Annotated in this window: 22 protein-coding genes and 1 riboswitch; of the genes, 14 read left to right on the plus strand and 8 right to left on the minus strand. The window is 64.8% G+C overall.

Annotated elements, in window-relative coordinates:
* Positions 1–48 precede the first annotated feature (48 nt).
* The 6 genes from DFR67_RS06895 to DFR67_RS06920 form a co-directional block, all read right to left on the minus strand.
* Positions 49–741 carry a (2Fe-2S) ferredoxin domain-containing protein gene (locus DFR67_RS06895; RefSeq protein ID WP_110468644.1) on the minus strand — a complete coding sequence of 231 codons (693 nt, stop codon included), beginning with the start codon at positions 739–741 and terminating at the stop codon, positions 49–51.
* Positions 738–1,802: an ABC transporter substrate-binding protein gene (locus DFR67_RS06900; RefSeq protein WP_245937778.1), complete on the minus strand. Its 1,065-nt coding sequence runs from the start codon at positions 1,800–1,802 to the stop codon at positions 738–740. The genes DFR67_RS06895 and DFR67_RS06900 overlap by 4 nt, the downstream gene beginning before the upstream one ends.
* The gene (locus DFR67_RS06905; protein ID WP_245937779.1) at positions 1,799–2,635 is read right to left on the minus strand and encodes an ABC transporter ATP-binding protein; all 837 of its coding nucleotides are present in this window, start codon (positions 2,633–2,635) and stop codon (positions 1,799–1,801) included. Before DFR67_RS06905 ends, DFR67_RS06900 begins: the two co-directional genes overlap by 4 nt.
* Positions 2,632–3,630, minus strand: a complete 999-nt coding sequence (locus DFR67_RS06910; RefSeq protein ID WP_425451252.1) for a FecCD family ABC transporter permease — start codon at positions 3,628–3,630, stop codon at positions 2,632–2,634. Before DFR67_RS06910 ends, DFR67_RS06905 begins: the two co-directional genes overlap by 4 nt.
* Before the next feature lie 124 nt (positions 3,631–3,754).
* Positions 3,755–3,878, minus strand: a riboswitch (cobalamin riboswitch).
* Between the two features lie 42 nt (positions 3,879–3,920).
* Positions 3,921–4,481, minus strand: a complete 561-nt coding sequence (locus DFR67_RS06915) for a GNAT family N-acetyltransferase (RefSeq protein ID WP_245937780.1) — start codon at positions 4,479–4,481, stop codon at positions 3,921–3,923.
* Positions 4,482–4,590: 109 nt separating this feature from the next.
* Positions 4,591–5,262, minus strand: coding sequence for a hypothetical protein (locus tag DFR67_RS06920; RefSeq protein ID WP_146240388.1), 672 nt, complete (start codon positions 5,260–5,262; stop codon positions 4,591–4,593).
* A 220-nt stretch (positions 5,263–5,482) separates the two neighbouring features.
* Here DFR67_RS06920 and DFR67_RS06925 point away from each other — a divergent pair, with 220 nt between their 5' ends.
* The gene (locus tag DFR67_RS06925; RefSeq protein ID WP_110468783.1) at positions 5,483–6,766 is read left to right on the plus strand and encodes a ClC family H(+)/Cl(-) exchange transporter; all 1,284 of its coding nucleotides are present in this window, start codon (positions 5,483–5,485) and stop codon (positions 6,764–6,766) included.
* Positions 6,767–6,860: 94 nt separating this feature from the next.
* Here the strand turns inward: DFR67_RS06925 and DFR67_RS06930 are convergent, their stop codons facing one another.
* Positions 6,861–7,130: a DUF3253 domain-containing protein gene (locus tag DFR67_RS06930; RefSeq protein WP_110468784.1), complete on the minus strand. Its 270-nt coding sequence runs from the start codon at positions 7,128–7,130 to the stop codon at positions 6,861–6,863.
* Positions 7,131–7,264: 134 nt separating this feature from the next.
* Between DFR67_RS06930 and DFR67_RS06935 the strand changes: the two genes are divergently transcribed.
* From DFR67_RS06935 to DFR67_RS06955, 5 genes are all read left to right on the plus strand, one after another.
* Complete coding sequence (locus DFR67_RS06935) at positions 7,265–8,002, plus strand: SDR family NAD(P)-dependent oxidoreductase (protein WP_110468785.1); 738 nt, start codon at positions 7,265–7,267, stop codon at positions 8,000–8,002.
* 60 nt (positions 8,003–8,062) lie between these two features.
* Positions 8,063–8,641: a DUF998 domain-containing protein gene (locus tag DFR67_RS06940; protein ID WP_110468648.1), complete on the plus strand. Its 579-nt coding sequence runs from the start codon at positions 8,063–8,065 to the stop codon at positions 8,639–8,641.
* Positions 8,642–8,786: 145 nt separating this feature from the next.
* Positions 8,787–9,620, plus strand: coding sequence for a mycofactocin-coupled SDR family oxidoreductase (locus DFR67_RS06945; RefSeq protein ID WP_110468649.1), 834 nt, complete (start codon positions 8,787–8,789; stop codon positions 9,618–9,620).
* Positions 9,621–9,634: 14 nt separating this feature from the next.
* Positions 9,635–10,486, plus strand: coding sequence for an amidohydrolase family protein (locus DFR67_RS06950; protein WP_158539914.1), 852 nt, complete (start codon positions 9,635–9,637; stop codon positions 10,484–10,486).
* Between the two features lie 478 nt (positions 10,487–10,964).
* Positions 10,965–12,449 carry a glycosyltransferase family 39 protein gene (locus tag DFR67_RS06955; RefSeq protein WP_146240389.1) on the plus strand — a complete coding sequence of 495 codons (1,485 nt, stop codon included), beginning with the start codon at positions 10,965–10,967 and terminating at the stop codon, positions 12,447–12,449.
* On the opposite strand, the gene DFR67_RS06960 is transcribed toward DFR67_RS06955, so the two are convergent.
* A complete protein-coding gene (locus tag DFR67_RS06960) occupies positions 12,438–13,736 on the minus strand; it encodes a uracil-xanthine permease family protein (protein WP_110468786.1) in 1,299 nt (432 codons plus the stop codon). The two genes, DFR67_RS06955 and DFR67_RS06960, sit on opposite strands and share 12 nt — an antisense overlap.
* Positions 13,737–13,876: 140 nt before the next feature.
* Between DFR67_RS06960 and DFR67_RS06965 the strand changes: the two genes are divergently transcribed.
* The 8 genes from DFR67_RS06965 (at position 13,877) to DFR67_RS07000 (ending at position 21,480) form a co-directional block, all read left to right on the plus strand.
* A complete protein-coding gene (locus DFR67_RS06965) occupies positions 13,877–14,083 on the plus strand; it encodes a DUF2191 domain-containing protein (protein ID WP_110468652.1) in 207 nt (68 codons plus the stop codon).
* Entirely contained in the window at positions 14,074–14,490 is a 417-nt protein-coding gene (locus DFR67_RS06970; protein ID WP_110468653.1) for a PIN domain-containing protein, read from the plus strand. The genes DFR67_RS06965 and DFR67_RS06970 overlap by 10 nt, the downstream gene beginning before the upstream one ends.
* Positions 14,491–14,539: 49 nt before the next feature.
* Positions 14,540–15,895 carry a DUF2786 domain-containing protein gene (locus DFR67_RS06975; protein WP_110468654.1) on the plus strand — a complete coding sequence of 452 codons (1,356 nt, stop codon included), beginning with the start codon at positions 14,540–14,542 and terminating at the stop codon, positions 15,893–15,895.
* A 131-nt stretch (positions 15,896–16,026) separates the two neighbouring features.
* Positions 16,027–17,058: an LLM class flavin-dependent oxidoreductase gene (locus DFR67_RS06980; RefSeq protein ID WP_110468655.1), complete on the plus strand. Its 1,032-nt coding sequence runs from the start codon at positions 16,027–16,029 to the stop codon at positions 17,056–17,058.
* The gene (locus DFR67_RS06985) at positions 17,055–18,710 is read left to right on the plus strand and encodes a long-chain-fatty-acid--CoA ligase (RefSeq protein ID WP_245937781.1); all 1,656 of its coding nucleotides are present in this window, start codon (positions 17,055–17,057) and stop codon (positions 18,708–18,710) included. The genes DFR67_RS06980 and DFR67_RS06985 overlap by 4 nt, the downstream gene beginning before the upstream one ends.
* A gap of 60 nt (positions 18,711–18,770) precedes the next feature.
* A complete protein-coding gene (locus tag DFR67_RS06990) occupies positions 18,771–19,973 on the plus strand; it encodes an LLM class flavin-dependent oxidoreductase (protein WP_110468656.1) in 1,203 nt (400 codons plus the stop codon).
* Positions 19,955–20,755, plus strand: a complete 801-nt coding sequence (locus DFR67_RS06995) for an alpha/beta fold hydrolase (RefSeq protein WP_110468657.1) — start codon at positions 19,955–19,957, stop codon at positions 20,753–20,755. Before DFR67_RS06990 ends, DFR67_RS06995 begins: the two co-directional genes overlap by 19 nt.
* Positions 20,752–21,480: an SDR family NAD(P)-dependent oxidoreductase gene (locus DFR67_RS07000; protein ID WP_110468658.1), complete on the plus strand. Its 729-nt coding sequence runs from the start codon at positions 20,752–20,754 to the stop codon at positions 21,478–21,480. Before DFR67_RS06995 ends, DFR67_RS07000 begins: the two co-directional genes overlap by 4 nt.
* Positions 21,481–21,503 lie beyond the last annotated feature (23 nt).

Consider the following 21,503-nt stretch of genomic DNA (forward strand, 5'->3'; position numbering starts at 1 on the left):
TCCCTTCGCCGTCTGACCTCACCAGTATCTCGGTCCGGGAGGACACGGTCAGCGCGGCACCCGCTTGTGCGCGAGGCCGCCCGCGATCACCTGGTCTCGGACCAGCGCACTCGCGTCCTCGGGGTGGAGGTGGCCGTACCACTCGCCGGGCGGGTTCACGATCGCCAGCGGACCCAGATTGCAAGGGCTCAGGCAGCCGGTCCCGGTCACCTTGGTCTCCGTGTTCTTCGAGTTCGCCGTCAGCGCACGATGCAGCGGCCCGGCGCCGTACGCCATACACCGAGGACCCTTGCAGATCAGCACATGTCGATCGTGCGCTTCGATCGTCGACCACGCCGGACTCCGGTACGACGCCGGACTGTCCCGAATCGGTGTCCCCGGCTCGTCGAGGAGTCCGCCGAGATGCGACGCGACTGCATCGGCCAGCGAATCCGGCTCGTGCATCGTCACAGTCAGCTGCTTTGCGGGCCGCGTCTCCGACCAGTTCGCCACCGCGCGTCTGGTCCAGGTCGTCAGATACTTGTCGCGGGGCACGGCGACCGGGAGCAGTACGACGTCACTCACACCGTCCACCACAGCCTCGTCGAGCACCTCGTGGACACTCGGCGACCCGACGTCGAGGTAGGCCAACCGCACGTCCTGTTGCGCTGCCGACCGCACCTGATCGATCAGCCTTCGGGTGGCGACCTCGTCGATACCGCTGACCGTCGGGCGCACCACGACAACCGTTCGCCGACTCACTGGTTCGGCGCCGCAGACCAGTCGGCACCGCTCTCGGGCACCAGTGCGAATTCTTCGAGTTTGCCGCGCAGCTGTTCTGCACCATAGATGTTGGGAAACCCACTGGTGAACATCGCGAGAGGTAAGACGACAAATCGGTTCTGCTTGACCGCGTCCAGGTCGCGCAAGCCTTCACGGGCCTTGATCGCGTCGATCTTGCCCTGCACCTCATCAGAGCTCTTCTTGTAGTCCATGATCACGATGACGTCTGGTTCGGCACCGGCGACGGTCTCCCAGCTCGCCCGGAACCAGGTGTTGTCGACATCGGCGAAGACGTTCGTCCCGCCAGCAGCGTCGATGATGCCGTTGGGCGCGCCGTTTCCACCGCTGGTGTACAGATCTTCTTCGCCGCTGTCGTAGATCAGGACCTGCGGCGCAGTGTCGGGCTGCGGCGCTTGCTCGAGGCGATCGAGGCGGGTGTCGAGTTCGGTTGCGGCCTCCGTTGCCTCGTCCTGCGTCCCGAACAGGCTGCCGTAGTTGGCGACGTCCGCACGCAGGGCGTCCCACGGTCCCATCGTCCCCATCGGCGCATCCTGCGCAGTACCCTGCCGGCAACTGTCGGAGATGATGTACGCTCCGATGCCGTTCTGCCCGAGTGACTCCGGCGTCACCCCGGATGCACCCTTGAACAGACCGCTGTATGAACCGACGACCAGGTCGGCCTGCTTGCCCAAGACGGTTTCCATCGTGATCGTCCCGTCGAGGTGAGGTACGCCGGCGATGCCGGGACCGAACATCGACTCCATCACCGCATCATTGTTGGCGTTCAACGTCACTGCCGCGAGCTTGTCGAGTCCACCCACCCGCAGGATCGTGCCGATGTTCGCACTATTGCTGGTGGCGACCACCTTCTCGATCGGCAGATCGTAGGTGACCTCGGTCCCGCAGTTCTCGAGTGTCACCGAGGTGGCGGATTCGGTCTCCTCGATCGGGTCGGTGGCCGAGCACGCACCCAGTGCGAGTACAGCCACAGCCGGTAGCGCCACCGCCATGGAACGCCGCCGCATCACAGTTGGCTTCATTTCGTCTCTTCTCCTCTTGGTACACGTGCGAGAGTGTCTTCGAAAACAAGGTGGGTGCGACCGGTTGCGACGTTCTCCAACCGAAAAGCCTGCACGCCGAACACTTCCGCGAGGACTTCGACGCTCAGCGCCACCTCGGGTGCGCCGTGCGCGAGCACCTTTCCTTCATGCAGGACGTAGACGCGGTCGCAGACGGCTGCAGCGAGGTTCAGGTCGTGCATCGCCATCAGAATGGTCCGGCCCTGTCGACGCAGCAGACCGAGAAGCTCGAGTTGGTGCCTGATGTCGAGGTGGTTGGTCGGTTCGTCGAGAACGACGAGACCGCAATCCTGGGCAAGACCGCGAGCGAGAACAACTCTGCGCCGTTCGCCGCCTGACAGATTGTCGACCGGACTGTGCGCGAGTGCGGCCATGCCGACGGCGTCGAGCGCCTTGTCCACTGCGCGGTCATCTCGGGCCCGGCCCATGCTCCACGGCCGGGCGTGTGGAAGCCGTCCCAGCGCAACGTATTCGTGCACCAGGAGGTCGGACGGCATCTCCTCCTCCTGCGCCACGAACGCGACCAGGCGTGCGCGGCGCCGCGCGGACAGAGATTCCAACGCCAGATCACCGAGGTGCACCGAACCCTGGTGACGTGGGCCGAGGCCGACAAGCGCCCGCAGCAGGGTCGACTTGCCCGAGCCGTTGGGTCCGACGAGACCGACGACGCTGCCCGCGTCGACCTGCATGTCGACTCCGTCGATGATCGCGCGTCCGTCGATCCTCACCCGAACATCTGCGGCCGACAGTGAAACAGGGGCCACCGGGGCAACAGGAATCACCGCATCGCTCACGCGCTGCCCCCGAACATGTACCTACGTCGCCCGAGGATGAACAAGAACAACGGGGCCCCGATGACACCGGTGACAACGCTGAGGGGAATCTCCGTGGGCCGCAGCGCAGTGCGAGCCACCACGTCGACCCAGACGAGAAACGCAGCCCCGATCAAGGCAGCGGCCGGTAGAACCCATCGATGACGGGCACCTACCAGCATCCGGGTGATATGCGGGATGACCAGGCCGACAAAGGCGATGGCTCCCGACACCGCCACCATCGTGCCGACCATGGCGGCGAGCACAACGAACAGGAAGTTACGCAAGGCCCGGACCGGGACACCGCTGGAGGCAGCGACATCAGGGCCTGCGGCAAGCGCATCGAGCCACCCGTGAATGGCCGCAACCGCGCAGGTCAGCAACACGATGACCACCGCCGGTAGCCACAGTTTGTCCCAGGACGCACCCGCCAAACTGCCGAGTAACCAAAACAGGACCGACTGTGCGGCTTGAGAGTCGTTGTCACGCAGAACCAGGAAGCTCGCGATGGCCGAGAGTGCCGACGCCATGACAGTTCCGGTCAGCACCAGCCGCAAGGGGGTTATCCCGCCTTGCATCACAGCGATGGAGAACACCAGCGCGGCAGCGGCGAGCGCGCCGATCATCGCGCCCAAGCTCAGCGACCAGATGCCGAAGCTCGCGAGAAATCCGGTCGTGATGACGGCGGTGGCGCCCACACTGGCGCCGGAGGAGACTCCGAGCAGATGCGGGTCGGCCAGGGCGTTGCGCACCAGCGTCTGAACCACCGCGCCTGCCACGGCCAGCCCGGCGCCGACGATGAGACCCATCAGCACCCGCGGCGCACGGATGCCCCAGACGATCGCCAGTTCCGAACGGGTCACCGCGGGCCCACCGAACCGGGAATGGATGACGTCGACGACCGTGGAGACCGGCAACATCTCGGCCCCGAAGCCCAGCGCACAGATCGCCGACACCAGCGTGAACAAGGCCAACACGGGCAGCACCACGAGCGGGCGGAGCCGCTTGCGGCGTCGCTCCAACTGCTCAGGGGGTGCTGCGCGTAACGGAGACAGAGCTCCGCCATGAGTTCTCAAAGTGCCGCCATTCCATCCTCGTGGGGTGACCGTGCTGCGTCGAGGGTGGTATCTGGCTGGTTCACTCGCGTCGGCGAGCAAACATCACAGTGGCGGGACCGCGCCGGAGTTACACCGACTTCCCAGGGACCTCAACGACCAGAACACTACGACATTCCGAACATCGCGTTGTCGCCGCCACCGCACAAACGTCAGTTACGGACGGCGATGGAGATTCCCGTGAACCGACGTCTGATGGCGAAACCGAGGGACTCGTACAGCCCGATGGCTGGATTCGTGTCGACAGCATGCAGGAAGACCTGCTCACCGCGCTGATTGATCTGATGCACCAGAGAACGGATCAACCGCACCGACAGCCCTTTTCCGCGATGCTCTGGTGCGGTGCAGATGGCACTGATCTCCGTCCAGCCCGGAGCGCGCATCCTCTCTCCCGCCATGGCGACCAATTTGCCTTCGTCGCGAATCCCGAAATAGTTGCCGAGTTCGATAGTCCGGTCGAGGAACGGGCCGGGTTTGGTCAGCGCTGTCAGGGCAAGGATCTCGGGAACGTCCGCGTACGTCAATTGCTCCACCGCGGGATCGACGACCCCGGCGACGTCGCGGGCGACCATCTGTACCAACCCCAGACTCGACGTCACGGCGTCGAAAGTCGGTGCGAGCGGCGCCGACGCGAAGACGATCGCGTGCGACGTCCCGATCAGCGCCGCGGCGTCCGCCCAGTCCTGCGGTGCCGGCTCCTGCGGAATCGCCATGAAGGGCCCTACATCAAGCGGGTAGCGCCGCACCCGCCCCGCGGTCTCGGCGAGATGGGCGTGGAAGCCTGTGAGTGAGGCAGATACCGGATCATCCAGTACGTGTCGGTCAGAAGAAAAAATAGTCTTGCCTCGTCACACTGAAACCTTTCCCGCTGTCGTCCTGCCGACAACTCACGCCGGTCGATTCTGCGACGGCACAGGTGAATCCGAACGCGGTCACCTGATTTCCGTACGGAAACACATGCTTACCGATCTCGGGCCTGTCGATCAGCTTCTCCGACCCCGACGACAGCGTCGCCAGTTCGGTGTTTCCCGCCTCGTCGACGGAAATCGCATTGACGGTCTGACCGTTGATGAGCTTCTCACCCCGGGGCGCCGTGCACGTGGCGCGCGCGGCATCGATGTAACACATGAAGTTGCCCGTCGGGCTGGACAGCCGGCACAGCCCGTTCGACTCACACATTCCGGGCGAGAGCGGCGCGTTGCCGAACAGCCCCGCCGGGGACCGGGTGGGTTTCGTCGTCGTGGTGGCGCTACTGGCAGGAGACCGACTCGTGGTCGTCGCCGGGCTCTGTGCGGTCGACGGCGGGGTCTCGGTCACCGTGACCGTGGACTTTCCGCGGTTGGTGGTTCCGTCGTTGTCCAGGACGAGTCCGATGGCAAAGACCACCAGGCCGACGGTCACGAGCACAGCAAGCGTGATCAGCAGACCTATCACCAGACGCGACGGACCCCGCGACGGCGGTTCCGGTGGTTCCACCGGGTACGGCGACGTCATGGGTCCACCCTTCTGCTCGGCGATCACCGAAGTGCGTTACTTGATACAACTACAGGTACCGCGCATCGTGTGATGCGGGTATTCGTCGGCCGCTTGGGGAGAGAAGATGGCGGAACCTTCGGAAGGTTCGGATCAGGGCGGGGGCTCGGATAAGGGCACGGGCTCAGATCAGGGCGGGGGTTCAGATCAGGGTGAAGGTTCGGATCAGGCCGGTGCGTCGATGCGCGGTATGGCCACGCTGTGTGGGCTGGCCATCGTTGCCGGCGTCGCCATCGGGTTCATCGGCGGTGCATTCAGGTGGTGTCTACGCGAAGCGGACGAATGGCGGGTCGAGATGCTCCGGTGGGCCCACGAGCTGCCCGGACCCGGCTGGCTCGTCCCTGTTGCCATCACCGCGACCGGGGCTGCGCTGGCGGCACTGATCGTCCGGCAGATCCCCCTCGCCTCCGGCAGCGGCATCCAGCACGTGGAGGCCGTCTCCCGAGGTGAATCAGACCCGCCGCCGCTGCTGGTGCTGCCCGCGAAGTTCGTCGGTGGATTGCTCTCGATCGGCTCGGGAATGATCCTGGGCCGCGAAGGCCCGACGGTGCACATGGGTGCCACCATCGGTGCCGAAGCAGGCCGGCGCGCTCATCTCGATGACGACGACGTCCGGCTGATGCAGACCTCCGTGGCCGGCGCCGGCCTGGCGGTCGCGTTCAACGCGCCCATCGGTGGTGCGTTGTTCGTCTTCGAAGAGGTCACCAAGACTTTTCGGATGCGAACCGTCATCCCGACGCTCCTCGCGGTGGCGGTCGGCGTGGGGTGCTCGCGCATCATCATGGGCGATCGACCTGACTTCCTGGTGGGTGCGGTGCAGTCCCCGTCGGTCGCGTTGCTGCCCGTCTTCGTCGTCTTCGGTCTGCTGACAGGGCTACTAGGGATCTTCTACAACCGGGTGATCCTCGGATTACTCCAACTCGTGTCGCGAGTCGGTCGTGTTCCGGGCGTTTCGAAAGCCGCCATCATCGGGGCGATCATCGGTGCGTTGCTGGCGATCGATCCGCTCACCGCGGGTGGTGGCGACACCCTTGCTCAGAAGCTGATCGGCGGCGGGAGCGTGGCCCTACCCGTGATCGCCGGGTATCTCGCCGTGCGATTGATCGCCGGACCACTGTCGTACGCATCGGCGGCACCGGGCGGCCTGTTCGCTCCGCTGCTGGCGGTCGGCGCACTGTGGGGTGTGCTGTTCGTCGGTCTCGCCGATGCGGTTGTGCCGGGCGTCGATTCGTCGCTGACCGTCGCGATGGCCTTGGTGGGGATGGCGGCGTTCTTCGGGGCCGTCGTCCGGGCACCCATCACCGGCGTCGTCATCGTCATCGAGATGACTGCCACCACGTCGGTCACCGTACCGATGATTGCCGCAACGGCCGCTGCCGTCCTGGTCGCTCAGCTCGCGGGCTCACCGCCGATCTACGACAGCCTCCGCGAGCGGATGTTGGACGCCCAGAAGCCAAAGCCCTGACCCCGCAGCGCAAATGCTCCACTTCTCGCAAGATGCTCCACTTCCAGGGCCCTGGAACTGGAGCAGATCACTAGAAGTGGAGCAGATTTGTCGCTCAGCGCGCCCAGCGGATACGTATCGGTCCACGCACGGTAGCGAGGTCGACGACTTCACCTTTCTGGGTGATGTCGACTTCCCCGGCGTCGACCATCGCACCCGCGGCCTCGCGAACCGGGTCCATCAACGGCCGCCAGTCATCGGGACTCATTGCGCGAGCGACGTCGGACGGGCAGATACTCGAGTCTGACGACCTGGCGCTGAGGAGTTCACGGATCTTCTCCGTCAATTCAGCGCTGCTCGGTTTCTTCTCTGCTCCGGAAGCCATGCCGCCAGTGTCCCCGAGACCCACTCTCAACGCCACGTCCGATTTCCGCCAGCGACGTACTGCTCGGCCGACAGAGGATGTAAGGACGGTCAGTGAACGCGCCGAAGTGGTTGGCGGAGAACAAGGGAGAAGTCATGTCGAGAACAGCGTTGGTCACCGGGTCCACGGGCGGTCTTGGATTTGCGGTCGCTTCCGCTCTCGGGCGAGCCGGCCACACTGTCATCGTCAGTGGGCGGACGTCCGGCCGAGTTGCGGCGGCCGTTGCGGAACTGCAGGCGAGCGGGATCGATGCAGTAGGGCAGAGACTCGACGTCAGCTCGTTCGAGAGTGCCCGCTGCGCTGCGAGCGAACTGCGCACCCGGTACGGCCGTCTCGATGTGCTGGTGAACAACGCCGGAGTGCTGCCGGAAGCCACTGCCGCCGGCGACATCGAGTTCGTCCATCCTGGAGCCGCGGCACAGACGTTCTACACGAACACGGTCGGTCCCTTGTATGTGATCGAGGCGATGCTGCCCCTGCTCCGACGCAGTGACGCGGGACGAATTGTCAACGTCTCCAGTACGTTCGGTTCGCTGAGCGAACAACAAGACCCGATGTCGCAGTACTTCTCGATGATCGTGCCCGCGTATCAGGCATCCAAAGCCGCACTCAACAGCATCACGATCGGTCTGTCGAAGATGCTCGCGGACTCCCCGATCAAGGTGACCTCGGTGTGCCCGGGGTACGTCCAGACCGACCTCACACCGGGCAACAAGTCACAAGCGCCGCTGACCGCCGACGAGGCCGCCGAGGTGGTGGTGCGGGCCGCGTTGCTGCCGGCGAATGCGGTCTCCGGAACATTCGTCGACGCCGGTGGCCCCGTGCCTTGGTGAGAAGGTTCCGTACGTTGGTGGTCAGTGGCGAACAGCGGCACAACGACTACAGGAGCCTCCATGGCGGGAACCGCGTCAGTTCGGACGTCTGCGTTGTTGTCCGCCTTTGCCGCACCTGTTGTTCTGGTCGCGACCATCGTCATCGCCGGCATCATGGCGCCCGACAGCTACGACGCCGCGCGGCAGACCATCAGCGACCTCGCAACCATCGACCCCGGCGGCTGGGTGATGACGCTGGGCATCGGGTTGAGCGGTGCGTTGACGATCGTCACCGCCTTGGGGCTCAATGGGGTTCGCCGCGTCGCGCGGATGACGCTGATGGTTGCCGGCGTGTGTGGCGTCCTGGTCGCGCTCATCCCCGTCGATCTGAACGAAAGTGCCCACCTCGTCGTGGCCGGCGGCAACCTGGGGTTGTATGCGGTGTGGCCGGTGACCGCGCTGTCGAGGTCACCGGCAGCGCCCCGTGCAGTTGGCCCCGGAGTGTCGATCGCCGCCGCTGGTGTGTTGCTCGCCGTGCTCGGCTGGGTGCTGTACGAGACGCAGGGCGGTGACCTGCTGGGGCTTTCCGAGAGGATCTGCGTGACGGCAAACCTGATCTGGCCCTTGATCGTGGCGTTCAGCCTTCGACGAGACCCTTAGACCTTTCCCTCCCTTCGACCATGCCCGGGCTACCGAGTTCGTTCCTGGAGCCTGTGGCGCCAGATTGCAGTTTTCGGCAACCTGCCGTCGGCGTCTTGTTAGGTTGACGGGAACTGGGCTGATCAGCGCGTGGAGAGGACCGACAGTGGCACGTGAACTGGACGGACGGGTGGCCATCGTCACCGGTGGAGCCCGTGGGCAGGGACGCGCGCACGCTCGTGCGCTCGCCGCAGCGGGCGCCCATGTCATCGTCGCCGATATCGCCCGCCAGATCGAGACCGTCCCGTACGAGATGCCGACGGAGGACGACCTGGACGCCACGGTCGACATGATCCGCAGCGAGGGCGGGGTCGCCACCGCCACCGTGGTCGACGTCCGCGACAGCGAGGCCGTCGATGATCTCGTACAACGCGCAGTGGTCGATCTGGGCGGCGTCGAGATACTGATCGCCAACGCGGGCATCTGCGGGTTCTCTACGGTCTCCGAGATCAGCGACGAGGTCTGGCGCGACATGATCGACACCAACCTCACCGGCACCTTCAACTGCATCCGCTCCGTGCTCCCGACGATGGCGTCGGCGGGCTTCGGCCGAATCATCGCCATCTCGTCCGGTGCCGGGCGCAGCGGTATGGCCAATCTCGGCCACTACGGTGCCAGCAAGTGGGGCATCATCGGCCTCATCAAAACCGTCGCCATCGAAAACGGACCGTTCGGGATCACCGCCAATGTCGTCTGCCCCACCACGGTCAACACCCCGATGGTGATGAATCCCAGTACCTTCGGTGTTTTCTGCCCCGACATCGAATCCCCCACCATCGATGATGCGACACCGAGGTTCGCCGCGTTGAGTCCGCTTGGCATCCCCTGGCTCGAACCCGAAGACGTCACCCGCGCAGTGATGTATCTGGTCAACGATCCCGGATACACCAGCGGCACGGTCCTGGAAGTCAATCTCGCCACGTCAGCGAGCCGTCTGTAGTCGAGGAGGTAACTGTGTCCACACCCGTCGTCGACGCACATGTTCACCTGTGGGAAGTCAGCAGGCGTGACTGGTACCCCGGTTTGGAGGACTTCGCGACCAGCGTCGGCACAGACCTGTACCGCGACTTCCTCATCGACGATTACCGCTCAGCGGCAGGCGATTTCGACGTGAAGAAGTTCGTGCACGTATCCGCGGTCACCAAACCCGGTAGCTATCTCGACGAGACCGAGTGGATCGATGCCTACGCCGGCGAACGCGACCTCGACCTGGTGATCATCGGATCGGTGGATCCCACCCTGGCCGCAGGCAAACTCATGACCGACCTCGAGCGTCAGGCGGCCTCGACGCGCTTCCGCGGCGTCCGGGTGCTGTACGGCCTACAACCCGGGTCCGAGGCCGCCAAGACCGTGCTGTCGTGGCTGCAGGCCCACAACTTCATCTTCGAGGTGTCCTCACAGTCCGACACGGCGGCCGACTGGATCGAGATCCTGCGTCGTTATCCCGAGCTCGATGTGGTCGTCGAGCACACCGGCTGGCCGGTCGGCACCGACCCGTTCTCGCGGTCGACATGGGAAGCAGCGGTGAGTGCGTACGCGACAGAGACGAACGCTCTGTGCAAGATCTCCGGTCTGGGCATGACCACACGCGACTTGTCGGCCGCGGTGCTGCGCCCGTGGATCGAGAAGGCGATCGATGTGTTCGGCTGGGACCGCGTCGCTTTCGGAAGCAACATACCCATCGAGCACATGGCGGGTGACTACGCGCAGCTGCAGGAATCGCTCGAAACGATCATCGGCGGCGCCGCCGAGCACGAGCAGGTGCGGTTCTACTCGGCGAACGCCGAGCGCGTGTACAAGTTCTGATCGCGCATCCCGCCGAGATGTATTCGGCTCTTGTCAGACCGCTGTCCTAACGTCTGCCCCAGAGCGACACCACGTCGCCGGCTCAGGCATCCGGGGGGACACAGTGAGCCGCAACAGCCGACGCCGCCGAGCGTCACAACAACGCAACCGACTACCCTGCTACAACCCCGGTCACGCAGTCGGTCACCAACACCCGCGGATGGGTGGCCGGACGGGTGGCCGCCGACGCTGCCGACCTCACCGGCGGCCGCGAGAAGATCGATCGCTGGTAGCCCGATGACCGAGTACAGCTTCCAGATCGGGGACAGAGACGCAGCGGCCGGGCTACCGAGGCATCGAGCGCCCGACATCCTCATTCGCCCAGCGGCGGTCATGAGACGATGGCAAGCACTTGCATCGACCTTTCGGACGGAGTTACGACCTGACGACCGACACCGCGTCGCCGGCCGCGCGGGGCTCTCTGCTCCGACGCGCGCCAGTGATCGACGCGATCCTCATCGCCGTGTTGGCACTCGTCGTCAGCATCATCGGATCGGCGAATCCGTCGTTCTGGTACGACGAGGCCGCGACCATTTCGGCATCGACAAGGCCGTTGCCCGAACTGTTCGAGCTCGTGTCCTCGACAGACTCGGCGCACACTTTTTACTACCTGCTGATGCACGGGTGGTTCGAGATCTTCCCGCACACGGAGCTGTGGTCACGGATACCCAGCAGCCTCGCGGTTGGCGTTGCGGCCGCAGGTGTGGTGACGCTGGGGCGGCTCTTGTCGACGCGGTCGGTTGCGCTCAGCGCAGGGGTGATCTTCGCGGTTCTACCGCGCATCACGTCAGCCGGTATCGAAGCGCGACCCTACGCGCTGGCGACCCTGGCATCGGTTTGGTTGACCGTCATCCTGATCGTCGCCGCCCGTCGAACGTCTCGCTTGATGTGGCTGCTGTACGCGGTCGGGGTGGTGTTTGCTGTCTTGGTCAACATTCACCTGCTGATGCTGATCGGTGTGCATCTGTGCGCGTTGGTGATGCTCCGCCTCCCTTGGGTCGTCCTGCGGTCGTGGGCCCTGTCTGCCGCCGGCGCACTCGTCGTGCTCATTCCCTATCTCGTCTTCATGAGGGCGCAGTCGGGGCAACTCAGCTGGATCGACCCACTCGACCACAAGACTTTCGGCAACGTGCTGCTCACGCAATACTTCGACTTCTCGATGCTGTTCGGAGTCCTCGCGTACGTCGTCGTCGCGATCGCAGCATGGCTCTATGTGCGGCGACGGAAGGTGGTGGCGTTCGAAGGCCAGGCCGAGACCGCTGCGATCTCAGTGGTGTGGATGGTCGTGCCCACCGTCGGCCTGCTCGTGTATTCGATCGTCTCCCAGCCGATCTACGTCGACCGGTATCTCTCGTTCACCGCACCTGGCGCGGCTCTCTTGCTGGGGGTCAGCGTGGTGACAGTCGCCCGCAAGCCGCGACTGATCGCCGCACTACTGCTGGCGTTCGCGATCGCGGCCGTTCCGAACTGGATCACCCAACGCGGGGACTACGCGAAGTTCAAGATGGATTACAGCCAGGTCGCCGACACCATTGCTGCGCAGTCCTCGCCCGGCGACTGTCTGCTGCTCGACGACAACGTCACGTGGGAACCAGGACCGATCCGGCCGCTCCTGTCGGCCCGTCCGGATGCGTACGCCGACTTGGTCGACGTCGGCCTCGGCAGGACGGGTCGCGAAGAGGGGCGGCTGTGGGACGACAACATCGCGCCCCACCTGATCCGCGACAAGATCAACGCGTGCTCTGTCATCTGGACGATCGCCGAACGCGACCCCGCTCTCGGCTCACGCGACGTCGGGCCGAACCTCGCCCCGGGCGGTCCTTTTGGGACGACGTACGCCTACCGGGTTCCGGCCAGGTTGGGCTTCCACATCGTGGAGCGTTGGCAGTTCAACATCAGTCAGGTCACCAAGTCAGTGCGGTGAGTCCGCATCGGCTTTGTCCACCACCACAGTCCCGCGCCAGCCCCCGACAACGCGCATGACGTGATAGATCAGCAAAGCGGCGATGGCGCCCAGAGCGATCCCGCCAAAGCTCAGATCGCCGAGCGTCCAGGAGAAGTCGGCGATACCGATCACCAGCGCGATCGCGGCGGTGAACTGGTTGACCGGCTTGGAGAAATCGACCTTGTTGGTCACCCAGATGTGCACACCCAGGATGCCGACCAGACCGTACAGCGCAGTCGTCACTCCGCCGAGCACACCCGGCGGCACCGATGCGATCACCGCACCGACCTTGGGCGAAAGACCCAGGAGGACGGCCGCGACGCCCGCCACCCAGTAGGCAGCCGTCGAGTAGACCTTGGTGGCGGCCATGACGCCGATGTTCTCGGCGTAGGTGGTGGTGGCAGAACCGCCCCCGCTGCCGGCGAGCACGGTGGCCAGACCGTCGGCCGCGAGTGCGCGACCGATCTTTTTGTCGTAGTTCAGTCCGGTCATGGTGTTGATGGACTTCACGTGCCCGATGTTCTCGACCACCAGCACCAGGACCACCGGCAGGAACATCGGCAGCACCGACAGATGAAAGGTCGGCGATTGGAATTCCGGGAAGCCGATCCAGTCGGCAGCCCCGATGGGGTCGGTGTCGACCTTGTCGCGCACCAGCGCAAAGAAGTAACCCAGCACCACGCTGACGAAGATGGCCAGCCGGCCGATCAGTCCTTTGAACAGGATCAGCGATGCGATCAGCAGGACCAGCACCAGTGTCGCGGTGAGCGCGTCCTGCTCGTAGTTGGTCTTCGCGGTCGGCGCCAGGTTCAATCCAATCAGCGCCACGATCGTGCCGGTGACGATCGGAGGCATGAGCGCGTGAATCCAGCCGGTTCCGGCGAAGTGGACCACGACGCCGATGATCACCAGCAGCGCACCGACCAGGACGATGCCGCCGAGCGCCGAACCCTGGCCGTGGGATGCGGTCGCGGCCAGCACCGGCGCGATGATCGCGAAGCTGGAGCCGAGGTAGCTGGGCAGCTGATTGCGGGTGATGATCAGGAACAGGATGGTGCCGATACCGGAGAACAACAGCGTCGTTGCGGGCGGGAATCCGGCGAGTACGGGCACGAGGAAGGTGGCGCCGAACATGGCCACCACGTGCTGCAACCCGATGCCCACGGTTTTCGGCCAGCTCAGTCGCTCGTGCGGGGCCACCACGGCCGTGTCGCCGGCCAACTGCCAGCCGAAGAACGGCCTCTTATCCGAATCCTGCTCAGTCATGGCCATCAGTCTGAGGCATCGCGGTTCGAACGTCTTGAAACCGATCCGAAGTCGGATCCGTCTAAATCTATGAACGGTGGGCTCCAGCAGACTCAGTATATATACTCAGCTTGTCTGCAGCATATACACCTGGAGGATCTGTGACCAAGCGCCTGATCGACCTCGACGACGACCTGCTGGCGTCCGCCCAACTCGAGTTGGGGACGTCGGGCGTCTCCGACACGGTCCGTGCGGCATTGCGTCATGCGGCCGCGATGTCGGCTCGTGCCAGGGAGATCGAGTGGCTGTCACAGGGCGGGCTGGAATCGATGGCCGACAGAAATCTTCGGGACCAGGTATGGCGGTAGTCGCCCGGTACATCATCGACACCAGCGCGGCAGCGCGGATGCGGAGTCCACAAGTCGCGTCGCAAGTGATCCCGTTGATCGAGAGCGGCCAAGTGGCAACGTGGGCGGGCCTTGACGCCGAAGCGTTGTATTCAGCCAGGACACCCGATGAATACGAACGGGTTCGGGACAACCGTCGCCTGTCCTACGAGTACCTCGCCGCGGACGACGAGCAGTGGCAATCGGCCTTCGACGTCCAGAGGATTCTCGCCGAGCAGGGACGACACCGCGCGGTGGGCATGATCGATCTGCTGACCGCGGTCCTGGCTCGGCGACACGACCTGACCGTCGTTCATCACGACCACGACTTCGAAATACTGTCGACGGTGCTGGATTTCAGGCATCGCTGGGTGCCGGTGTCACCGTGACCAATCCACGGGGATTTCCCCGAAGAATGCAAAGTGCAGCGAGGGAACAATGAGCCGTCACAGCCAGCAACGCCGCACCGCCAAGAAAAAGAAGCAGCAGCGGGCTTCCGGTAAGCCCCAACGCGCCGAGGGTCAGGACACACACCAGACCCGCCGAAGTGCGCAGCACGAGAACCTCAACATCTCCGAGCTGATCAGGAAGGGCACGGTGTACGCGGTCGGTCCGAGCAAGGATCCGGCCGCGTTGCAAGACGTCATCGGCGAGGTGCTGGCCCTCGAACAGGACGGTCACGCAGTCCTCGTTCGTCGCGATGCGGCTCGCGTCCTCGACTGGGCGGTCGACGAAGTGTTCCTGAACGGATGGCAACCTAGCGAGTTCCTCCATGCCCTCGCGCGCGATCTGGACAAGCTCGAGATGTACCTGGCATTTGAAACGCTGCGGTCCCACTCGAGCCGAACATCGGCACGGGCGAAGGCTCCCGGCGACTGGATCCGTCAGCTCGACGAACTCGGCGTCGATGATGGCGACCCATCGATCTCGCCGGTGGTGGACACCTTGCGGACGCGACCGACCACCGACCCGACCGCCTTCTGGACCTTCCTTCTCACCGTGATCGGGAGCATCAGGTACCTCCAGTCGATGACCCCTCTGATGGCCGTCCCCTCCGAGTGGGACGGCTCGGTCGTTCGCACAACGGGGCCCAAGAAGGACTCCAAAGTCCTGAACACTGTCCGGAATTTATTGGCCAAAGCCGAGGCCACCACGTATGCCGCCGAAGCTGAAGCCCTGTCAGCCAAGGCTCAAGACCTGATGACGCGGTACGCAATCGACAGCGCTGTGCTCGAGGCCAAACGGCACATCTCGTTGTCCGACGAGGTCGAGACCCGCCGGTTCCTGATCGACAATCCTTACCCCGAGGCCAAGGTGTCACTCGTGCAGGCGGTGTCGGATGCCAACGCGGCCAAGGTGATTTGGTTCAAGCATTACGGCCTGGTCAGTGTGGTCGGGATGCCCGTGGACCTGGATCTGGTCGAACTGCTCTTCACGTCGCTGCTGGTGCAAAGCGCGCATGCGCTGGCCGAAGCGGGCCGCGATCGCGCCAGTCGCTCGCCGAGCTTTCGGCGATCGTTCCTGCTGGCGTACGCATCCCGGATCGGCGAGCGACTCAGCGAGGCCCGTGAACGCGCGACAGCAAGTGCGTCGATCAGCTACGGCTCCGCGCTGATCCCGATCATCACCGAACGAGACGAGGCCGTAAGCGCGGCTTTCGCGGAACAGTTCCCGAGCATGTCCTCGACATCGCAGTCGGTATCCAACGCGCATGGCTGGGCGGCGGGCCGGGAGGCCGCGGACACCGCCGACCTCACCGGCGGCCGCGAAGAGATCGACCGCTCACGTCGCTGAACGACCGAATCTGCAGGCGTAGGGACCGTTGTGGAACCCGACAACACCGCCGCCGACAACCCCTTTGTGATCGGAACCACAGCAGGTCTCCTGGAAGCAGACACATTCACCGCTGCTGAGGAGACGACGACGTGAGCGACTGCAGTTTCGGACTCTGGTACGACTTCCGCAATCCCGCCGGGGCGAATCGAGGATTCGCCAGTTTCTACCAGCAGACCATGGACCAGATCAGCTGGGCTGAATCCATGGGCATCGATTCGGTCTGGCTGACCGAACACCACTTCATGGACGACGGATACACACCGTCGCCGTTCGTCCTCGCCGGCGCGATCGGCGAACGCACCACCACCATGCGGATCGGCACCAACCTCGTCGTCTCCCCACTGCACAACCCGATACGGCTGGCCGAGGACGCAGCCACGCTCTCACTGCTGACGGGCGGCCGGTTCTCGCTCGGCATCGGCCAGGGCTACTGGGCCCCGGAGTTCGAGGCTTTCGACCGCAACCTCATCAATCGCCCGAGCCTGTTGGAAGAAGGCGCCGAGATCATCCGGCGGTCGTGGTCGGGGTCGTCCGAGGAGTTCACCGGCAAACGCTTCAGCAAGCCGGGCCTACCGGTGACGCCCGTCCCCGAGTCGAACCCCGAACTCCTCGTCGGAGCCATGGCGGATGTCGCCATCGAACGCGCCGCCCGCATCGCCGACGGCTTCCTCAGTACCCAGAACCATCACCACCCGATCTACCTCGACGCCCTCGACAAGGTCGGGAAATCGCGCGCGGACGGCAAGGTCTACGCCGGGCAGTGGGCCATCATCGCCGACGATCCCGAACGCGAGTGGGCGCGCATCGGCGAGTACGCGATGTACCAGATCAACATGTACATCGGCATGGGCGCGTTCGGTCCTGTCGGAACAATTCCCCAATTCACCGACCCCGCCCAGCTCCTGCAGGCCGGATCGTTCACCTTGTACGACCCCGACACCGCGATCGAGGCCTTCACGACGATGCTGCGCGCGACACCGCAAATCAAGGACGTGCACTTCTGGGCACAACTTCCGGGCGAATCGGTGGACAGCGGAAGTGCCCGCATCGAGCTGCTGGCATCGCGAGTCGTACCGGCCGTGCGTGCGCGCCTGGCCGAGAACGCGGAGGTGCCTGCGTGAACCAGCTCTCCCCCATCGGCGGCCAGTTACTGATCACCGATTTTCTGTTCCGTGCCCGAGACATGTTCGGCCGCAAAGAGATCATAGAGTACACCGAGGGCGTCGAGACCCATCGCTACGACTACGCGACGTACGCCGATCGGGTGATCCGGTTGGCGGGAGCACTTGTCGAACTGGGCGTCAGGCCAGGCGACCGCGTCGCGACGCTGGCGTGGAATCACCATCGCCATCTCGAGTTGTACATGGCCATACCCCTTGCGGGCGCCGTTCTCCACACGGTGAACTTGCGCCTGGAGCCCGACGAGATCGCCTACATCGTCGACCACGCCGATGACACGATGATCTTCGCCGATGCATCCTTACTGCCACTGCTGGACGTCACACGGTCGCGCCGACCGCAGATGAAGGTGGTGGTCACCGACGAGCCCGAATACGCCGACGCTGTTGCCGGATACGAACAACTGATCGCCGAGTCGACACTCCTCGCCGAAATCCCACCGCGCACGGAAAACGATCTCGCGGCACTCTGTTACACCTCCGGGACCACGGGTGCTCCCAAAGGCGTCGGGTACACCCACCGCGCGCTGTACCTGCACACGTTCGCTGCATGCCTTGCCGATGGTCATGCGATCAGCGAGCGGGATCGGGTGTGCCATGTGGTCCCGATGTTCCACGCCAACGCCTGGGGAATCCCGTTCGCCGCGTTGATGTCCGGCGCTGAACAGGTTCTGCCCGGGCCCCATCCGACTCCGCCTCAGATAGCCACCATCGTCGCCGCCGAGTCCGTGACGTATACAGGCATGGTTCCGACGGTCGCCGTCGACCTGCTCGACCACGCGGTCGCCTCAGGAACCGATTTCAGCAGCTTGCGGGCCCTGGTCCTCGGCGGGTCCACGCCGTCGGTCCGGTTGATCGCCGACCTCGAGGACAAGCTCGGGGTGCGGGTGTTTCAAGGCTGGGGCATGACCGAGATCTCGCCCATGGCAACCTTTTCCCGCCCTCCGGCCGCAGCAGACGATGACCCCGCACTGCGGCACGACCATGTCCGCAAACAGGGGCGGCTGCTGCCGGGGTTGCATTGGAAACTCGTCGATGCCGAAGGCTCCGAGGTGCCGCAGGACGGCAAGTCGCAAGGCGAGGTGCTGATGCGCGGACCCTGGGTGGCGACGACCTATTACAACGAATCACACCCCGACAAGTTCGTCGACGGTTGGCTGCGCACCGGCGACATCGGCATCATCGACGAGCAGGGCTACCTCGAGATCGTCGACCGCGCGAAGGATCTCATCAAGAGCGGCGGCGAGTGGATCAGCTCGGTCGCATTGGAGCAGGCTCTCCTGCAGAACTCGGCGGTCGCCGATGCCGCTGTGATCGCGGTCAAACATCCACGCTGGCAAGAACGACCCGTCGCCTTCGTGGTGTTCCACCAAGGCGAGCGCCTGTCCTCGCAGGCCGTACTCGACGAGCTCGCCGAGCGCGTCCCCAAGTGGTGGCTACCCGAGCAGATCGTCGCCACCGACGTGTTGCCACGCACCAGCGTCGGGAAGGTCGACAAGAAGACGTTGCGAACCTCGGCATCGGAGCAAGCTGATTTGTGGGATCCCACAAACGCCACCATCGCCGCTGTTCCGCACGGCGGTGTGAGTTCGTAACGTTCATCACACAGGACCTACGGCCGCTGCGCCACCCGTCCCGGTGAATGGAGATCAGACGTGAAGTTCGGCGTGTTCTACGTGCTGGAGTGTCCCGACCAGGACTTTCGGCGCGCCTACGACGAGATGCTCACGCAAGTTGCCATCGCCGAAGATCTCGGATTCGACGAGGTCTGGCTCGCCGAGCACCACGGCAGCGACTACGGATCGATGCCATCGCCGCAGGTCGCCGCAGCCGCAATCGCCGCCCGCACCGAGCGCATGCGGATCGGGATCGCCGTCAGCAACCTGACCTTCAACTGGCCGGTCCGCGTGGCCGAGGACTATGCGATGGTCGACGTGCTCTCCGGGGGCCGCCTCGACTTCGGCGTCGGCCGCGGCTACCAGCCGCACGAGTTCGCGTCGATGGGCGCAGCCGACAAACAGTCCGTCAGCCGTGAAGTCTTCGCCGAGGCGTTGCAGATCATCACCGGACTGTGGACCAAACCCGTCGGTGAGCCGTACACCTTCGTCGGCAAGCACTTTCAGGTGTTCGACGCCGACTGTCGCCCCACTCCGCTGCAGCGCCCTACCCCGCCCATCTACGTCGCGTCGATCAGCCCCGAATCATTTGATCTGGTCGCCGAATACGGTCACAACATGCTCATCACGCCGACCCTGATGACGTTGCCCGAGCTCAACAGCTTCGTCATCAAGGCCAAACGTGCACTGATGCAACGCGGCGTCAGCCCGCTGTCCATGGATTTCCCGATGAATTGGCAGATCCACCTCGCCGACACCGACGAGCACGCCATCGACAACGCGCGCGAGTCGCTGGAGTGGTACTTCCGCTCCGCCATGAGCAACGCACCGCACGGACCCGAGACGCCGGAGACGTATGAGCGATACGCCGACCTGGCCGCAGCCGCCGGGGAGGCGGGCGGCATGACCGTCAGCGGACTGCGCGAGGGCGGTGTGGTCTACGTGGGCGACGCCGACGGGCTGATCCGCGAGATCGAGATCTTGCGCGAGGAAACAGGTTTGCAGCACCTGATCTGCTGGATGCGGTTCGGCGACATGAAGCACGACCACGTCGTCGAATCGATGAAGATCTTCGCCGACAAGGTGATGCCGCACTTCCGCGACCTGCCACCGGTGGTCCCACGCGCCCTGCGCGACGAGGACGATGCCGACTGGTCGGGCGCACATCTTCATCTCGACATCACCGACGACGAGCTGGAACACCAAGGAGAAGGAGAAGTTTCATGGGTTATCTCGCGGTAGAGAACGACAAGCGCATCTACTTCGAACACCATGCCGGCGAGGGCAGGCCCATCGTGCTGGTGCATGGGTGGGGCGCGAACACCCGCTGCTGGGACACCACTGCGCCGGCGTTGCGAGCGGCCGGCCACGAGGTCGTGCTCGTGGATCTGCGTGCCTGTGGGCGGTCGGACAAGGACTTCGACGATGTCTCCATCGCGACCCTCGGCGCCGATGTCGCCGCGTTGGCCGAGCATCTGAACCTGAAGAACCCCGTCATCAACGGCTGGTCGCTGGGCGGCGGCGTCGCCACCGAGGCCGTCGCGGCGCTGGGCTCACGGGCCGGCGGCCTTGTCCTCACCGGCGGCGCATCACCCCGCTACACCGCCACCGACGACTGGCCGCACGGCAGCACCGTCGAGGACGTCGAAGGCGTGCTGGCCGGCGCCGCAGCCAACCGCGCCGACACGTTCCGGGCCGTGGCCGGTGCCGTCTGCGCCACCACCCCGAGCGATGACACCCTGAACTGGATCTGGGGCATGTTCATGGAGATGGGGCCTCGCGGCGACGACTCGCTCCGCGACCTGGCCACCATCGACCTGCGCAAGCACCTCACGTCGCTGGAGGTCCCGATCCTGGTGCTGCACGGCCGCGAGGACGGCTTTGTGCCCTTCTCCAACGCCGAGGCGATCCCGTCGCTCAACGCCCGGGCCACGGTTGTGGAGTTCACCGACTGTGGGCACGCGCCGTTCCTGGAATACCGCGACAAGTATCTGTCCGAGCTGATGGGATTCCTCTCCGCATGAGCAACTCACCGAAAACGTGGATCGTCACGGGCGGGTCGCGCGGCATCGGCCGGGCGGTGGTCGAACGGGCCACCGCGGACGGCGACCGTGTCGCGTCGCTGGCCCGCGGGGTGTCGTCCACGCCGTATTCGTTCCCTGACCAGGTGCTCGAGCTGAAAACCGATATCACCGACCGCGACTCGGTCGACCGGGCGATCGCCGCGGTCACCGAGGAGTTCGGTACCTGCGACGTACTCGTCAACGGGGCAGGCGTGCACCGCGGCGGCCGGGTCGAGGATCTGAGCCGCGACTCCTGGGATCTGGTGCTGGCCACCAACCTGACGGCAGCGTTCGAGATGTGCCGCGCCACCCTGCCGTTGTTCGACGGCGGCGGATCGATCGTGAACGTCGGCGCGGTCGTCGGCTTCCGCGGCTTCCCGGGCGACGTGGCGTACGGATCGGCCAAGGCCGGCCTCAGTGGACTCACCCAGGTGCTCGCCGCCGAACTCGCACCCCGAAACATTCGGGTCAACCTGGTGATCCCTGGTTTTGTGGATACCGACATGACATCGGGACTGAGCGAACGGGCCCGCGCCAAGATCGTCCGGTCGATCCCCGCCGGACGGACCGGAACAGCCCAGGAAGTGGCCCAGGTGATCGTCGATGTGGCTGCCGCGACCTATATGTACGGCGCCATCGTCCCCGCTGACGGCGGATTGATGAACTCGTTCAGCGGCGGCCAGTAGCTGCGGTTGTGACAACCCACAAC

This window comes from Williamsia limnetica (genome assembly GCF_003217475.1).
Lineage (GTDB): Bacteria > Actinomycetota > Actinomycetes > Mycobacteriales > Mycobacteriaceae > Williamsia > Williamsia limnetica.

Excerpts from the sequence above, each read along its gene's own strand:
- DFR67_RS06930 (WP_110468784.1), bottom strand. The coding sequence starts at position 7,130 with ATGGCTTCCGGAGCAGAGAAGAAACCGAGCAGCGCTGAATTGACGGAG.
- DFR67_RS06935 (WP_110468785.1), top strand. The coding sequence starts at position 7,265 with ATGTCGAGAACAGCGTTGGTCACCGGGTCCACGGGCGGTCTTGGATTT.
- DFR67_RS06995 (WP_110468657.1), top strand. The coding sequence starts at position 19,955 with ATGGGTTATCTCGCGGTAGAGAACGACAAGCGCATCTACTTCGAACAC.
- DFR67_RS06915 (WP_245937780.1), bottom strand. The coding sequence starts at position 4,481 with ATGGCGATTCCGCAGGAGCCGGCACCGCAGGACTGGGCGGACGCCGCG.
- DFR67_RS06925 (WP_110468783.1), top strand. The coding sequence starts at position 5,483 with ATGCGCGGTATGGCCACGCTGTGTGGGCTGGCCATCGTTGCCGGCGTC.
- DFR67_RS06900 (WP_245937778.1), bottom strand. The coding sequence starts at position 1,802 with ATGAAGCCAACTGTGATGCGGCGGCGTTCCATGGCGGTGGCGCTACCG.
- DFR67_RS06970 (WP_110468653.1), top strand. The coding sequence starts at position 14,074 with ATGGCGGTAGTCGCCCGGTACATCATCGACACCAGCGCGGCAGCGCGG.
- DFR67_RS06975 (WP_110468654.1), top strand. The coding sequence starts at position 14,540 with ATGAGCCGTCACAGCCAGCAACGCCGCACCGCCAAGAAAAAGAAGCAG.
- DFR67_RS06960 (WP_110468786.1), bottom strand. The coding sequence starts at position 13,736 with ATGACTGAGCAGGATTCGGATAAGAGGCCGTTCTTCGGCTGGCAGTTG.
- DFR67_RS07000 (WP_110468658.1), top strand. The coding sequence starts at position 20,752 with ATGAGCAACTCACCGAAAACGTGGATCGTCACGGGCGGGTCGCGCGGC.
- DFR67_RS06940 (WP_110468648.1), top strand. The coding sequence starts at position 8,063 with ATGGCGGGAACCGCGTCAGTTCGGACGTCTGCGTTGTTGTCCGCCTTT.
- DFR67_RS06920 (WP_146240388.1), bottom strand. The coding sequence starts at position 5,262 with ATGACGTCGCCGTACCCGGTGGAACCACCGGAACCGCCGTCGCGGGGT.